General features: G+C 55.3%; 13 protein-coding genes. 8 read left to right on the forward strand and 5 right to left on the reverse strand.

Translation table 11 applies throughout. The features are described from left to right. Positions 1 to 39 precede the first annotated feature (39 nt). Positions 40 to 99: a type I toxin-antitoxin system Ibs family toxin gene (ibsA, locus tag G163CM_RS02785; protein WP_074430376.1), complete on the forward strand. Its 60-nt coding sequence runs from the start codon at positions 40 to 42 to the stop codon at positions 97 to 99. 353 nt (positions 100 to 452) lie between these two features. On the opposite strand, the gene yegD is transcribed toward ibsA, so the two are convergent. Beyond that, the gene (gene yegD / locus G163CM_RS02790) at positions 453 to 1,805 is read right to left on the reverse strand and encodes a molecular chaperone (RefSeq protein ID WP_231826829.1); all 1,353 of its coding nucleotides are present in this window, start codon (positions 1,803 to 1,805) and stop codon (positions 453 to 455) included. Positions 1,806 to 1,938: 133 nt separating this feature from the next. On the opposite strand from yegD, the gene alkA reads away from it, so the two are divergent. Further along, positions 1,939 to 2,778: a DNA-3-methyladenine glycosylase 2 gene (gene alkA / locus G163CM_RS02795; protein WP_231826830.1), complete on the forward strand. Its 840-nt coding sequence runs from the start codon at positions 1,939 to 1,941 to the stop codon at positions 2,776 to 2,778. Positions 2,779 to 2,781: 3 nt separating this feature from the next. Here alkA and G163CM_RS02800 read toward each other — a convergent pair whose 3' ends face one another. Continuing rightward, positions 2,782 to 5,367 carry a diguanylate cyclase gene (locus tag G163CM_RS02800; RefSeq protein ID WP_255689932.1) on the reverse strand — a complete coding sequence of 862 codons (2,586 nt, stop codon included), beginning with the start codon at positions 5,365 to 5,367 and terminating at the stop codon, positions 2,782 to 2,784. A 326-nt stretch (positions 5,368 to 5,693) separates the two neighbouring features. Between G163CM_RS02800 and udk the strand changes: the two genes are divergently transcribed. The 4 genes from udk (at position 5,694) to G163CM_RS02820 (ending at position 10,201) form a co-directional block, all read left to right on the forward strand. Then, entirely contained in the window at positions 5,694 to 6,335 is a 642-nt protein-coding gene (gene udk, locus G163CM_RS02805) for a uridine kinase (protein WP_015963820.1), read from the forward strand. Positions 6,336 to 6,414: 79 nt separating this feature from the next. Continuing rightward, on the forward strand, positions 6,415 to 6,996 hold the full coding sequence (gene dcd / locus G163CM_RS02810; protein ID WP_015963821.1) for a dCTP deaminase: 582 nt from the start codon (positions 6,415 to 6,417) through the stop codon (positions 6,994 to 6,996). 26 nt (positions 6,997 to 7,022) lie between these two features. Further along, a complete protein-coding gene (gene asmA / locus G163CM_RS02815) occupies positions 7,023 to 8,870 on the forward strand; it encodes an outer membrane assembly protein AsmA (RefSeq protein WP_231826832.1) in 1,848 nt (615 codons plus the stop codon). 188 nt (positions 8,871 to 9,058) lie between these two features. After that, positions 9,059 to 10,201, forward strand: coding sequence for an IS481 family transposase (locus tag G163CM_RS02820; RefSeq protein WP_420851344.1), 1,143 nt, complete (start codon positions 9,059 to 9,061; stop codon positions 10,199 to 10,201). 81 nt (positions 10,202 to 10,282) lie between these two features. On the opposite strand, the gene cbpM is transcribed toward G163CM_RS02820, so the two are convergent. The 3 genes from cbpM to G163CM_RS02835 form a co-directional block, all read right to left on the reverse strand. Further along, complete coding sequence (gene cbpM / locus G163CM_RS02825) at positions 10,283 to 10,576, reverse strand: chaperone modulator CbpM (protein ID WP_015963823.1); 294 nt, start codon at positions 10,574 to 10,576, stop codon at positions 10,283 to 10,285. Next, positions 10,576 to 11,493 carry a curved DNA-binding protein gene (gene cbpA / locus G163CM_RS02830; RefSeq protein ID WP_015963824.1) on the reverse strand — a complete coding sequence of 306 codons (918 nt, stop codon included), beginning with the start codon at positions 11,491 to 11,493 and terminating at the stop codon, positions 10,576 to 10,578. Before cbpA ends, cbpM begins: the two co-directional genes overlap by 1 nt. A gap of 162 nt (positions 11,494 to 11,655) precedes the next feature. Beyond that, on the reverse strand, positions 11,656 to 13,242 hold the full coding sequence (locus G163CM_RS02835; protein ID WP_231826833.1) for a TerC family protein: 1,587 nt from the start codon (positions 13,240 to 13,242) through the stop codon (positions 11,656 to 11,658). Positions 13,243 to 13,915: 673 nt separating this feature from the next. Between G163CM_RS02835 and G163CM_RS02840 the strand changes: the two genes are divergently transcribed. Continuing rightward, entirely contained in the window at positions 13,916 to 15,049 is a 1,134-nt protein-coding gene (locus G163CM_RS02840; protein ID WP_015963826.1) for a polysaccharide export protein, read from the forward strand. 6 nt (positions 15,050 to 15,055) lie between these two features. Next, complete coding sequence (wzb, locus tag G163CM_RS02845) at positions 15,056 to 15,499, forward strand: low molecular weight protein-tyrosine-phosphatase Wzb (protein ID WP_231826835.1); 444 nt, start codon at positions 15,056 to 15,058, stop codon at positions 15,497 to 15,499.

Raw genomic sequence — 15,499 nt, forward strand, 5'->3', positions numbered from 1 at the left:
AGCCCCTCCCGAAGAAGGGGCCTTAAAAAGGAAAGGGTTATGATGAAACTGGTCATCATACTGGTGATTCTCTTAGTGATTAGCTTCCAGGCTTACTAAGACACCAGGGGGAGGGGGAAACCTCTCCCTAACCCTCACTCCTTAATTTAGGGTTGCATCCACGGGAAGTCAATCGTGCGCGGCTTACTTTGCGGCGCAGATAGCAGTTGCCGCATACGGTCACAAATGGTGCAGAGGCATTGCAGAAAAGGTGTTCAGCAGGGGGCTGAAAAGGGAAAGCCCCTCCCGAAGAAGGGGCCTTAAATAAGGAAAGGGTTATGATGAGACTGGTCATTCTCTTAGTGATTAGCTACCCAGCATACTAAGACACCAGGGGGAGGGGGAAACCTCTCCCTTACCCTCACTCCTTAATTTAGGGTTGCATCCCGAAGAAGTCAATGGCCTGGTAAGCCTTAACCAAACACCACCTGCGACCAGCGGGCCAGACCGGCGGTGACCGAGCCAAAATCATCGCCACCGGCAATCGGGATACCCGGCAGTTGCTCCGCCAGCGCCTTTTTGATCAGCGGGGAACGGGCGCTGCCGCCGGTCAGATAGATGATATCGGGCTTCTCTGCGCTTTCGTTCAGTGCCAGATGCACCTGCTCCATAATGCGCGCCAGCGGTTGGTCCAGGGCCATTTCCAGCCCTTGCTGGGTGATGGCGGTAGCGAGTTCATCGCTGATAAACGGCAAGGTCGTTGCCACTTCCGGGCGATCGGAGAGTGCAATTTTGCTCTCTTCCGCGCTGCGCACAAGGCGATAGCTCAGGCGCTGTTGCCACACCTTATAGAGCAGGGCGACTTTTTCGGCATCGCGGGCGTCGCGCGCCAGGTCGCGCAGCATGCGGCCATTGGCACTGCTGTAGAAATCGGTTTGTGCCGGAACGTCGTTAATCGCTACCGCATTCCACCAGGGCAAAATCGGCAGTGCGATGCCTTTTTCGGTTTCACCGCCCATCCCGAGTAGCGGCATCAGGCTTTTGAAGGCCAGCGCAATGTCGAGATCGTTCCCGCCGACGCGGCAACCGCTGTGGCCGAGCAGACTCTGTTCGCGGTCGAGCTTTTCACGCCACTGCGGCCCCATCAGCAATACGGAGCAGTCAGTGGTACCACCGCCGATATCGACAACCAGCACGCGCTGTTCTTTATCCAGCGTAGCTTCGAAATCAAGCCCGGCGGCCACGGGTTCATACTGGAATACCACATCGCGAAAACCAGCGCGTTTCGCCGCACGTTCCAGAATGCCCTGCGCCTGTGCGTTAGCGTCATCGCCGCCCAGCCCCTGGAAGTTAATCGGTCGACCAATGACCGCCTGATCAATGCTTTCCGGCAACTGACCCTGCGCCTGCTGGCGAATATGCAGCATCATTGCGCACACGAGGTCTTCGAATACCGCCACCTGCTGCGGCTTCAGCCCGCTTGCGCCGAGGAATGATTTTGGCGATTTGACAAAGTAGACCTCTTCCGGATCGTCGATGTACTGGCGCAATGAGGCGAGGCCAAACTGCACGCTGTTGCTCAGTACGTCGATATCTTCATCGCGATTGTAGTTGACTGCCCGGCGCAGCAGCGCCTGGGTTTCATCGCCGGTAGCCGGAACCTGATGATGGCGGTAGAGCCATTCGCTGACCGCTTCGCGGGTGGGGGCACAGAGCATCGAAGGAAGCAGCGTGCTGCCGTTTTCCATGGTCAACAGACGAGGTTTTCCCTCCTGCATCACCGCCACTGAACAGTTTGCCGTACCGTAGTCAAAACCAATAAACACCTTTAAATCCCCATGCCGGTGAAGAAGGGGGGCGACTTTACTTGCATTTTTTCCTGACGACAAGTCGGAATATGAAAGCAAGGAACAAAAGCCGGTTTGCCGCTATGCTGTAGGCGCAAACCAGGGAGAAATTATGTTCGAATTATCGTGGCAGGCACCCTACGACTGGCCGTGGATGTGGGGATTTTTACAGGCGCGTGCGGTGGCGGGTATTGAGCGTTTTGAGGCGGGTCGCTACACGCGCAGTTTTGAATACCACGGGCATCGTGGCGTCATCACCATGGCGTCGGATGAATCGCGACAGGTGCTGCGGGTCACGCTTTCGGAAGGGTTATTACCCGTGGCCGACAGTTGCCTGGCGCGGATTTCGCGACTGCTGGATCTCAACTGTGCGCCGCAGGCCATTAATGACACGCTGGGCACGCTGGCAAGTGCGCGACCGGGGTTGCGCTTACCGGGATCCATGGATGCGTTCGAGCAGGGCGTCAGGGCAATACTCGGGCAACTGGTCAGCGTGTCGATGGCGGCAAAATTAACCGGCAAAGTGGCTATCGCATTTGGCGAGCCGTTGCCTGATTTCCCCGGCTTTTACCTTTTCCCGCGACCAGAACAACTGATCAATGCCGATCCGCAGCAGCTCAAGGCGCTGGGCATGCCGCTCAGGCGGGCGGAATCGCTTATCTATCTGGCAAGCGCTGCCTTATCCGGGGAACTGCCGATCACCGCGCCCGACGATATCGAACAGGGAATGAAAACACTGCAAAGTTTCCCCGGGATTGGTCGCTGGACGGCGAACTATTTCGCCCTGCGCGGCTGGCAGGCCAGCGATGTGTTTCTGCCGGATGATTATCTGATTAAGCAGCGTTTCCCCGGTATGACGCCCACGCAGATCCGCCGCTATGCCGAGCGCTGGCACCCCTGGCGCTCTTATGCGCTGCTACATATCTGGTATACGGAAGGCTGGGCCCCGTAAGGGTTACTCTTTTTGTGAGAAGCGGTTGTGGACGCGCGGCATGGCATCCGGGTGCGCGCCGTATATTGTCACGCGACCACGGCCATTGTTTTTCGAGGCATAGCACGCGATGTCGGCCTGCGAAAGCAGGTCAGTTAGATTGGTGTTATGCCGGTCGATGAAGGTGATCCCCGCGCTGGCGCCGACATGGTGCGTGCGGCCTTCCCAGGTAAAGGGGTAGGTATTTACGCCGTCGACAATCCGCTGCGCAATATCGTGCGCGTCCTCTTCTTTACACTCCGGCAGCAGCAGGCCGAACTCATCGCCGCCCAGTCGGGCAAGAATATCGCCTTTACGTACCAGGCTGAGCATCAGCGCTGAAATCTCTCGCAGCAGGGCATCACCGGCAGCATGACCGGCATTATCGTTGACGGACTTAAAGCGGTCGAGATCGATAAAGACCAGCGCATGACGTTCCTGCGCGTTATCAATGTTGAGCAGATGGCGCTTAAGATGGCTTTCAAAACTTGCCCGGTTCGCCAGATGGGTAAGGACATCGTGCGAAGCGCTGTAGCTGAGCTGACGCAGCATCTCGCGCGATTCGGTGACATCCTGAATCACCAGTACCGAACCGATATTTTCGCCGTTCAGGGTACTCAGCGGGGTAATGCTGTACTGAATATCGAAGCTGCCGCCGTGGCGGCTATGCAGGACCAAATCGTCGTCAATATCGCTACGCGAGAGATCGCCCGTACGAAAGTTGCCGATCAGCGGGCCGTGATCGCCCACGCTGATATGCAGGACAGAAAGTAGCGGTTTATTCAGCGCTTCCTGCTGTGTCCAGCCGCTCATCTTCTCCGCGACGGGGTTCATAAAATTGATATTCATATTGATATCAGTACAGACGACCGCTTCGCCGATGGAATCAAGCGTGATGTGTAAACGCTCTTTTTCCTGAAACAGCGCGTCGTTCAACTCTTTCACTTCAGTCATATCAATATTAATGCCGAGCAGGCGTTCCACTTCGCCCTGCTTATTCAGCACGCGGTTAGCAAGCGAGCGAATATGACGAATTTTACCCTTAAATTTTACGCGAAATTCCAGCATCAATGGCGTCGTGGATTTCAGCGAGTTCAGCACCTTGCGGGTCGCTTTTTCGCGATCTTCCTCGACCAGACACGCTTCCCAAATCTGCCAGGTGGGCTGGATATGTGAAGGCACGCCATAAAGCTCAAACATGCGTTTATCCCAGCTGATTTTGTTGGGCTTAAGATCCCACTCCCAAATTCCCACGCCGCCCGCTTCATTGGCAAGCGTAATCCGTTCCATCAGACGTTGATTGACCTGCTCGGTTTTTTTCAGTTCGTCGATATCTTCAATCTGCGCAATAAAGTACAGCGGCGTGCTGTCCGGGTTACGCACTAATGATACGGCCAGCAGTGCCCAAACCACTTCGCCCTGACGCGTGTAATAGCGCTTCTCCATGGTGTAGGTGTTGATGTCACCACGTACCAGACTGTCGCGCTGATGCAGATCGGAATCTAAATCTTCCGGTAAGGTCAGTTCCTGAAAGGTGAGTTCGCGGAACTCATCCGGGCTGTAGCCCAGGAACTGGCAGAGGGCTTTGTTTACCTGCAGCCACTGTCCTTCCGTACTCACCAGCGCCATACCGATTGCCGAGTATTCCATCGCATTGCGGAAACGTTCTTCGCTTTCAACGATATGCTTGCTTTCGGCACGAAAGGCGTACATCACCATGGTCATGACGTTTGCCGGAAGCAGAATCATCACAAACGGCATCCACGACGCATTGGTAACGGTATAGACGACGGAAACGTGCTGCGAGAGCGTGGAGTCCGACATAATCAGCGACACCAGCATCACCGTGCACAGAAAAACCATAAACGCTTCCATACGCGGTAAGCGCACGGCGCTCCACATCAGTAATACGATGATGCAGGTATAAGGCCATGGCATATAAATCATCGACAGCGCGCTAAGCGCGAGGGTCACGGCCAGCGTCAGCAGCGTTTCCAGCAGCAGGCGCGGGTTGCGATGACGCAGCAGATAATGCGGCTTAAACAGCAGCCCCAGCGGCACCAGCGCCAGCGCGCCAATGGCTTCAGAAAGCGTCCAGACAATAAATGATTGCAGCGGGTTATCGCTCGGCACCAGCAGATAGACCAACAATCCGCCGACCAGCGGCGGGATCAGCGCGCTGCCGATGGCGAGGCGGATCCAGTCATGCAGATTTTGCAGCGGGTTATAACACGGTAACAGCTTACGCAGCAGCAGGCCGCCCACGGCGGCTTCGGCGATGTTAATACCGGAGTAAATCAGGTTTAGCTCGTGCAGCGGGAAGAGCACCAGCGATGCCGCCACATTGCCCAGCGTACAGGCAATAGCAATGGCGGGCCACATTCTGCGGCTGTGGCGATAAAACGCCACCATCATGACCGACGTCGGGAACCACAGCGGCGCAAGCAGGGCGCCAAGTTGCGTCAGCTCAAGCGAAAAAAGGGTAAAAATGAACGTCACCAACCCCAGACTGGCCAGACGGAGCACAGGGTGAGTAGGAACAACGAATACTGGCCGGGATACTTTATTCATTACCATTTTCGCGAAGAGCGCCGTCAGGCGGGTTTCAGATTAATCTGATAGAAGATGACGTCATGCTAGTACAAAGCATTAATAATTAATATGGTGGTAGCACATAAATTGATAGCACCGAGACCGGGCTTGCGCAACCCGATGGGGCTGGAAAGCGCACGCTTTCGCCTCCCAGGGCAATAGTCGTAATGGGACTTTTCGCTTTCCCCCCGCGTAATCACGCGCATTCGACTGGTATCGCGGGCGTGAAATCCCTATAATTGCCGCGTTTGACGCTCTGGCGTCGTCCTTCCTTATCATCCAGGTTAATCAGGTCGCAAAAATTTATGACTGATAAGTCTCATCAGTGCGTCATCATAGGCATCGCCGGCGCATCGGCTTCGGGTAAAAGTCTTATCGCCAGCACGCTGTATCGCGAATTACGTGAGCAGGTCGGTGATGAACACATTGGCGTTATTCCCGAAGACAGCTACTACAAAGACCAAAGTCATTTGTCGATGGAAGAGCGTGTTAAGACCAACTATGACCATCCGAACGCGATGGATCACAGCCTTTTATTGCAGCATCTGCAAATGCTCAAACGCGGCGAACCCATCGAATTACCGGTCTACAGCTATGTAGAACATACCCGCACCGCCGAGACGGTTCACGTCGAACCAAAAAAAGTCATTATTCTTGAAGGTATTTTGCTGCTGACGGAAGCGCGTCTGCGTGAAGAGATGAGCTTCTCGATTTTCGTCGATACGCCGCTGGATATCTGCCTGATGCGCCGCATTAAGCGCGACGTTAACGAGCGTGGCCGTTCAATGGACTCGGTGATGGCGCAGTATCAGAAAACCGTTCGCCCGATGTTCCTGCAGTTTATCGATCCCTCCAAACAGTATGCCGATATCATCGTGCCGCGTGGCGGGAAAAACCGCATTGCAATTGATATTCTTAAAGCGAAAATTAGTCAGTTTTTTGAATAACTCACGCGAATTGTGTAACGTGCAGTAATCGCCCCCGCGCATCACACAATGGGGGCTGGTTGTACCAAAGGAGAATGGCATGCGTCTGTGTGACCGAGATATTGAAGCCTGGCTGGATGAAGGCCGACTGGCGATTAACCCGCGTCCTCCCGTTGAGCGTATTAATGGCGCGACGGTTGATGTGCGCCTGGGTAATAAATTTCGTACCTTCAGCGGTCATACCGCCGCCTATATTGATTTAAGCGGCCCGAAAGCGGAAGTGAGCGCGGCGCTCGATCGCGTAATGAGCGAAGAGATCGTTCTCGCAGAAGGCGATGCATTTTATCTGCATCCGGGCGAACTGGCGCTGGCGGTGACGCTGGAATCTGTCACGCTGCCTGCGGATTTAGTCGGCTGGCTTGACGGGCGTTCCTCCCTTGCGCGTCTTGGCCTGATGGTTCACGTGACCGCGCACCGTATCGATCCGGGCTGGTCCGGTTGTATCGTTCTTGAATTCTATAACTCCGGTAAATTGCCGCTGGCGCTGCGTCCGGGGATGCTGATTGGCGCGCTGAGCTTCGAGCCGCTCTCCGGCCCGGCTGCACGCCCCTACAACCGTCGTGAAGACGCGAAGTACCGTGACCAGCAGGGCGCGGTCGCCAGTCGTATCGATAAAGACTGAGTTGAAGCTGGTCTGGTGAGGATGCCATGAGACGTATTTTAACGACGCTGATGATTCTGCTGGTGGTGCTCATCGCCGGCCTCTCGGCGTTAGTTCTGTTGGTCAACCCGAACGACTTCCGCAGTTATATGGTGCGGCAGGTCGAAGCACGCAGCGGCTATCAGCTTCAACTGGATGGCCCGCTGCGTTGGCACGTCTGGCCGCAGCTCAGCATTTTGTCCGGCAGAATGCGTCTCACCGCGCCGGGCGCAACGGAGCCGCTGGTTCGCGCCGATAACATGCGTCTGGACGTGGCGCTGCTGCCGCTGCTTTCGCATCAGTTGCAGGTCAAGCAGGTGATGCTTAAGGGCGGGGTAATTCAGTTAACGCCGCAAAGTGAAGCCGCGCCGGTTGAACATGCGCCCGTAGTCCCGAAAGAAAACACCTTACCGCTGGTACCGGAAGATCGCGGCTGGTCATTTGATATCTCTCGCCTCAAAGTGGCCGATAGCGTGCTGGTGTTCCAGCATGCCGATGATGAACAGGTTACGGTACGTGATATTCGTCTGGAGATGGAGCAGGACGAACATCATCTGGCCACGCTCGATTTTTCTGGCCGCATCAATCGCGATCAGCGCGATTTAGCGCTGGCGCTGACCGCGCGTATCCAGGCCGGAGATTATCCGCACCGTCTGGACGCGCAGCTTTCGCAAATTACCTGGCAGCTCCAGGGCGCTGACCTGCCTTCGCAGGGCATTAGCGGTGCCGGTAGCGTGAATGCGCGCTGGCAGGAAGAGCAGAAAACGCTGAGCTTCAGCGACATCAACTTCACGGCGAACGACAGCTCACTGCGCGGCTCTGGCAGCGTGGTATTGAGCGACCATCCTGTATGGACGCTCGATTTGCAGTCTGACAAGCTCAATCTCGATAATCTGTTAACGCGTAGCGCAACATTAACCGACGCCAACGGTGGTCAGCAGGCCCAGAGCGCGCCAAAACAGGCTCGCCCGGTCATTGCCGACAGCGACAGCGTTCCGCAGTACAGCGGCCTGAAAAGCTTTGATGGCGCTATTTCGCTGGTAGCAAAACAGGTGACCTGGCGTGGAATGAACTTCACCAATGTGGTGCATCAGGCGACCAACAAGCGTGGTCTGCTGGATATTACCCAGCTTGAGGGCACGCTGGATGGCGGAAAACTCTCTCTGCCTGGCCAGCTAGATGCCCGGGAATTAACGCCGGCGGCGGAATTCCACCCGCAGCTTGAAAACGTCCAGATTGGCAGCCTGCTGAAAGCCTTTAACTATCCTATCGAACTGACCGGGCGCTTAACGCTGGACGGCGAGTTTGCCGGTACGGCGATTGACGCGGAGAGCTTCCGTCGCAACTGGGAAGGGAAGGCGGATATCTCTCTGAAAGACGTGCGGGCGGAAGGTCTGAACTTCCAGCAGTTGGTGCAGCAGGCGGTCGAGCACAGTACGGATGTCAAAGCACAGGAAAGCTACGACAGCGCCACACGTCTTGATAACCTGACGACCGCATTCAGCCTTGACCATGGCAAACTGACCCTGAGCGATATGCAGGGCGAATCGCCGCTGCTGGCGGTTGATGGCAAGGGTGCGCTGGATCTGGTCAAAGAAGAGGGCGACATGCAGTTTAACGTCCGCGTGGTTGACGGCTGGCAGGGGCAAAGCTCGCTGGTGCAAATCCTGAAAGAAACGGCTATCCCACTGCGCGTCTACGGCAAATGGCAGGCACTTAATTACAGCCTTCAGGTTGACCAGGCGTTGCGCAAACATCTGCAAAGCGAAGCACGCCGCCGCTTGAGCGACTGGGCGGAGAAGAATAAAGACCGCCAGTCAGGGAAGGATGTGAAGCAGTTTTTAGAGAGTCATTAAGACATACTACCCCTCACCACGCCCTCTCCCACAGGGAGAGGGAGAAAACCCGCGCAGAACATGTAGATTAGCACACTCTGTCCCCTCTCCCTGTGGGAGTGTACGGTCCGGGGACATGGTTAACACTTGTTCGGGGACATGGTAGACACTTACAACTAAGGCATAAGAACCCGTTTATGGAGTCGCTTATGCCCTGGGATGCGAGAGATACCATGTCATTACGTTCCGAGTTTGTTCTGTTCGCCTCACAAGACGGGGCGAACATCCGTTCCCTCTGCCGTCACTACGGCATTTCTCCCGCCACCGGTTACAAGTGGCTTCGTCGCTGGGCTGAGGAAGGCGCATCCGGTCTTCTGGACCGTCCCCGCGTACCTCATCACTCTCCCAACCGTTCTCCGGATGATATCACTGACCTGCTGCGCATCGCCCATGCCCGTCATGAGCGCTGGGGCGCCCGCAAGATAAAGCGCTGGCTCGAAGACCAGGGGCACCGTATGCCCGCCTCCAGCACCGTCCATAACCTGATGGCCCGTCACGGTCTGCTACCGGGCACGGCTCCGGGCATTACGGCCACAGGGCGCTTCGAACATGACGCGCCGAACCGACTCTGGCAGATGGATTTTAAGGGCCACTTCCCCTTCGGCGGGGGCCGCTGCCATCCGCTCACCCTGCTGGACGACCACTCTCGTTTCTCCCTGTGTCTGGCACCCTGCACCGATGAACGCCGTGAGACCGTGCAGCAGCAGCTGGTCAGCGTGTTTGAACGCTACGGGCTGCCAGACCGGATGACGATGGACAACGGCTCACCGTGGGGCGACACCACCGGCACCTGGACGGCACTTGAGTTGTGGCTGATGCGCCAGGGTATCCGGGTGGGGCATTCCCGGCCATATCATCCGCAGACACAGGGCAAGCTGGAACGTTTTCACCGCAGCCTGAAGGCGGAAGTACTGCAGGGTAAGTGGTTCACAGACAGCGGAGAGCTGCAGCGAGCTTTCGACCACTGGCGTACGGTGTATAACCTTGAACGGCCCCATGAAGCACTGGGTATGGCCGTTCCGGCCTCGCGGTATCAGCCGTCTGCAAGGCAGTACAGCGACAGCATTACGCCACCGGAATATGATGAAGGGGTGATGGTGAGGAAGGTCGATATCAGCGGGAAGCTGAGCATAAAAGGTATCAGTCTGAAGGCAGGCAATGCGTTCAGGGGAGAGCGGGTCGGGCTGAAGGAGACGCAGGAGGATGGCTGCTATGAAGTGTGGTGGTACAGTACAAAAGTGGGGGAGATCGACCTGAAGAAAAGGTCGATCTCCATGGGTAAAGGATGTTAAAAAGTGTTCACCATGTCCCCGAACACCTGTCTACCATGTCCCCGGACCGTACAGGGAGAGGGTTAGGGTGAGGGGCCTCGCCTACCACCGCTCCAGCCTTTGCCTCAGCAGTGCATTCTCCCGCGCCAGTCGCGCATTCTCATCCAGCAGCGTCAACGCCACGGCGATCCCCGGCCAGTCGATTTCCAGCTCATGACGCAGGCGCACGGCGCGATGCACAACTACCGCCGCATGGTCATCAAACAGCCACTCCTGCGTTTGCGAGACGCGCGGTTCAATCATTCCCAGACCGACAATTTCATCCAGCTCCTCGGACGACACGCCCGTGCGCAGACAAAACTCAGTGACGGTTAAGGTTACGGTAACGGTAGTCATTATGCTTTCCCCCAGGTTTTACGCGGGTCGAAGCTGGCCTGACTCTCGGCCAGTTGTTGCCACAGCGCGCTCGTTTTCTCATCCGGTTTCGGCGGCATCACGATTTTAATCACCGCAAACAGATCGCCGGTGACGGTTTTACTGACCAGGCCTTTGCCCTTAATACGCAGCCGTTGTCCAGCCTGACTGCCCGCTGGAATGGTCAGCAGAATACTCTCTTTAAGCGTAGGCACTTCCACTTTGGTACCCAGCGCAGCTTCCCATGGCGCTAGCGGGAGTACGATCTCCAGATTGTGGCCGACGATATCAAACAGCGGATGCGGCGCGATGTGAATAATCATCCACAGGTCGCCGTTTGGCCCGCCGTTTTCGCCCGGCGTGCCCTGGCCTTTAAGGCGAATACGTTGCCCGTCGCTGACCCCCGCAGGGATTTTCACATTCAGCGTTTTCGGCAGTTCCTGCTCAACCATGCCGAAGACGTTATACACCGGCACCTTATAGCTGATAGTACGCTGCTGCTCGGCCAGCGTCTCTTCGAGGAACACAGCGACTTCAATTTCCAGGTCCTGGCCGCGCGAGGCGCGCTGGCGGCGGGCGTGATGCGCCTGCTGACCAAACATCGAAGAGAAGATATCGTCAAAATCCTGCTGATTGTAGCTCTGCTCGTGGCCCTGCTGCTGGCGGCCAAACTGCGGATCGTTGCGATGCGCCCAGAGCTCGTCATATTCGGCGCGCTTCTGCTCGTCTTTCAACACTTCCCAGGCTTCGGCGAGATCTTTAAAGCGGGCTTCGGCATCGTTTTCTTTACTGACATCGGGGTGATATTTGCGCGCCAGGCGGCGGTAGGCGGTCTTGATAGTCTTCAGATCGTCCGTTGGTTTAACCCCCAGAATCGCATAATAATCCTTTAATTCCATAATGTTATCTCATTAATGAATGCGGTGGTCATGGCCCACCTGAAAAAGGGCTCGTCTATAAGCGTAGGGCAAATGTGTGCGGTGGGGCAGAAGAAATGTGCGGGAAAATTGATAGAAGACAAGAAGAGTAAAGGGCTGATTAATAATCAGCCCTTATAGAAATCACACCTCGTAGTTCAGTTCATCCTCTTCCTGCGACGGTGGGATTATCTGAACCTTTTGCACGCGGTGGCTTTCGACCTGCAACGTTTTCAGCGTGAAGGGGCCAATCTGCACCTCTTCACCCGCTTTCGGTACGCGTTGCAAATGTTCCATTAGCAGCCCGGCAATGGTGTGATACTCACGTTTGTCATCCAGCGGCAGCGGAATGTACTGCACCAAATCTTCCAGCGGCATATGGCCGTTCGCCGTCCAGGTTCCATCCGGGTTGCGCTGGATATCGTGGCGGGCGTCAATCTCTTCCACTTCGTTTGGCAGATTACCGGCGATGGTTTCCATGACGTCACTGAGCGTCACAATGCCTTCCACCGAACCAAATTCATCGACCACAAACGCGAAGTGGGTGCGCGCGCTACGGAACTGTTCCAGTGCGGAGAGCAGGGGTAGCGTTTCCGGGAACACCAGCGGCTGGCGGATGAGCGCACGCAGATCCAGCGGCTCATTGCGTAGCGACTGTTGCAGCAGGTCAATTACGTGTACCACGCCTAACAGCTCTTCTTCATCATCGCCGCCGGTGATAACCAGACGCGTGTGCTGGTTTTTCTCCAGCAGCGCGCGGATTTCGCTTTCCGGGGCGCTGAGGTCGATATGCTCGATATCGTGGCGCGAGGTCATGATACTGCTGACGGTACGCTGGTTGAGGTTGAGCACGCGCTCAATCATCATCCTTTCCTGCGGTTCGAAGATAGGATCGTCACGATGGTCGGCAATCATCGATGCGCTATCGGCATCCAGCTCGGCGTCCTCTTTTCGTCCGCTCAGCAGACGCATCACCGTTTCGGTCGTACGCTGACGCATCGTCAGGTTCGCCGTCAGGAAGCGACGGCGGTTGAAGATGGCCAGCTGGTTCAGGGCTTCAATCATTACCGAGAAGCCGATCGCCGCGTACAGATAACCTTTCGGAATGGCGAAGCCAAAACCTTCTGCGACCAGGCTGAAACCAATCATCAGCAGGAAGCTGAGACAGAGAATAACGATAGTCGGGTGGCTGTTCACGAAGCGGGTGAGGGCTTTACTGGCGAGCAGCATCAGGCTGATGGCAATAATCACTGCTGCCATCATGACCGCCAGATGGTCCACCATCCCGACCGCCGTAATGACCGAGTCGAGCGAGAAGACCGCGTCCAGCACCACAATTTGTGCGACGACGCCCCAGAAACGCGCGCCGCGCCGCTGGGTGGGATTATCGCTGTCTTTACCTTCCAGCCGTTCGTTAAGTTCGACGGTGGCCTTAAAGAGAAGGAAGAGGCCGCCGAACAGCATAATGAGGTCACGCGCGCTGAAGCTTAAATCGCGGAACACAAAAAGCGGTTTGGTGAGGGTAACCAGCCAGGAAATCGAGGCCAGCAGCACCAGACGCATCAGCATTGCCAGAATCAGGCCGGTGACGCGTGCGCGGTCGCGCTGCGCCGGAGGCAGTTTTTCTGCCAGGATGGCGATAAACACCAGGTTATCAATCCCGAGAACGAGCTCGATGACGACAAGCGTGATAAGACCCGCCCAGATTGAGGGATCGGCAATCCATTCCATACGTTGTTTAATACCTTAAGTCATATGACATTTGTCACACTTCGATCATGGATAAAGCCGGGGCAAATTGCAATGTTTCCCTGAGATTTGTCCGACTAAAATTGCGTAACCGGAAGTAATAAAACCTTATTGTTACTCCAGTTTATTATAGCAATGACCAATATCTGTTGAAAATAGTGTTACGGCAGTGCGGGTAATTGCTTTATGTCAATATAAATAAAATCCTAAAAAATCGTTTTTGTGGCGCTTAATATTATTCTTAAAAACTATTTTTAAGCCGTCGTTACCTTGCCTGCTGTTTGCATTGCTGTAACAATTCTTCCGGCATTGAATGATAAAGGGCATGGGAACGTATCCGCTAGATATTTATTAGCCGAAAAGTTTTATGCCAGGAATAATCTTTATTCATTGCCGAAAATGTAGACTTATTTCTAACATTCTGAATTTTAGGTGATTTGGTAGCTTAAAGCCAAGGGCGGTAGCGTGCCTGAAGGCGAGATAATCAGCCTCGATTATTCTGTCAATAGCCTGCGGATGAATACGATCTTTTTTAGGATATATGCCATTTATATTCACGCACGATTAAATGCATTCTGAATGCTCAGGTAATTGAGATGTTCGGGTTTATTTAATTCGCACAGGATAATTTCTCTGCCAAAGTGATAAATAATCAATGATGAAATCCAAACTAAAATTGATGCCATTATTGGTGTCGGTAACCTTTATGAGTGGTTGCACCGTCTTTCCTGGCAGCAATATGTCTACCTACGGAAAAGATGTCATTAAGCAGCAAGATGCTGATTTTGATATCGACAAGATGGTGAATGTTTATCCGCTGACCCCGCGACTGATTGAACAATTGCGCCCGCGACCGAATGTCGCGCAACCGAACACATCGTTGGATCAGGAGTTAAGCAATTACCAGTATCGCGTGGGGCCGGGCGACGTACTGAACGTCACCGTCTGGGATCACCCGGAACTCACCACCCCGGCAGGTCAATACCGCAGCTCCAGCGACACCGGGAACTGGGTACAGCCTGATGGCACCATTTTTTATCCTTACATCGGCAAAGTCGATGTGAAAGGCAAAACCCTCTCTGAAATCCGTCAAGTTGTCAGCCAGCGTCTGGCCGCTTACATCACCGACCCGCAGGTCGATGTGAACGTCGCCGCCTTCCGCTCGCAAAAAGCGTATGTGTCAGGACAGGTCAACAAGTCGGGCCAGCAGGCGATTACTAACGTGCCGCTGACCGTTCTGGATGCCATCAACGCCGCAGGCGGCCTGACCGATATGGCCGACTGGCGCAACGTGGTGCTGACGCATAACGGGCGCGAAGAGCGCATCTCGATTCAGGCGCTGATGCAAAACGGCGACCTGAAGCAGAACCGACTGCTCTATCCGGGCGACATTCTGTTCGTACCGCGTAACGACGACCTGAAAGTGTTCGTGATGGGTGAAGTGAAGAAACAGAGCACCCTCAAAATGGACTTCAGCGGCATGACGCTGACCGAAGCGCTGGGCCAGGCGGAAGGGTTGGATCTCACCTCCTCGAACGCCAGCGGCATCTTCGTGATCCGTCCGACCAAAGAGGGCAACAACGGCAAGATGGCGAATGTTTATCAGCTCGATATGTCCGATGCGACCTCGCTGGTGATGGCGACCAACTTCGTGCTGCAACCGTATGACGTCGTGTACGTGACGACCGCGCCGGTAACGCGCTGGAACCGTCTCATCAACCAACTGTTGCCGACCATCAGTGGCGTTCGCTACATGACGGACACGGCAAAAGACATTCACACCTGGTAAGCGGCCATGTTTAATAAAATTTTGGTGGTATGTGTGGGGAACATTTGCCGTTCCCCAACGGGGGAGCGTCTGCTGAAAAGCCATTTGCCTTCACTCACCATTGCGTCCGCAGGTTTGGGCGCGCTGGTGGGGAAGGGGGCAGATGCCAGCGCGGTGAGCGTGGCAGCAGACCATAAACTCTCTCTGGATGGGCATTGCGCCCGCCAAATTTCCGGCGCGATGTGCCGGGAGTATGACCTGATTCTGGCAATGGAACGCCGCCACATCTCGAAACTGCATGACATCGCGCCGGAAATGCGCGGCAAGGTGATGCTGTTTGGGCACTGGGATGATGAACGCGACATTCCCGATCCCTATCGCAAAAGCCGCGAAGCCTTTGAAGCGGTGTATCAGTTACTCGACCGGTCTGCTCAACAGTGGGCGCAGGCACTGAAAGCTCAGCAGGGATAA

The sequence above is a fragment of the Pseudocitrobacter corydidari genome (assembly GCF_021172065.1).
Lineage (GTDB): Bacteria > Pseudomonadota > Gammaproteobacteria > Enterobacterales > Enterobacteriaceae > Pseudocitrobacter > Pseudocitrobacter corydidari.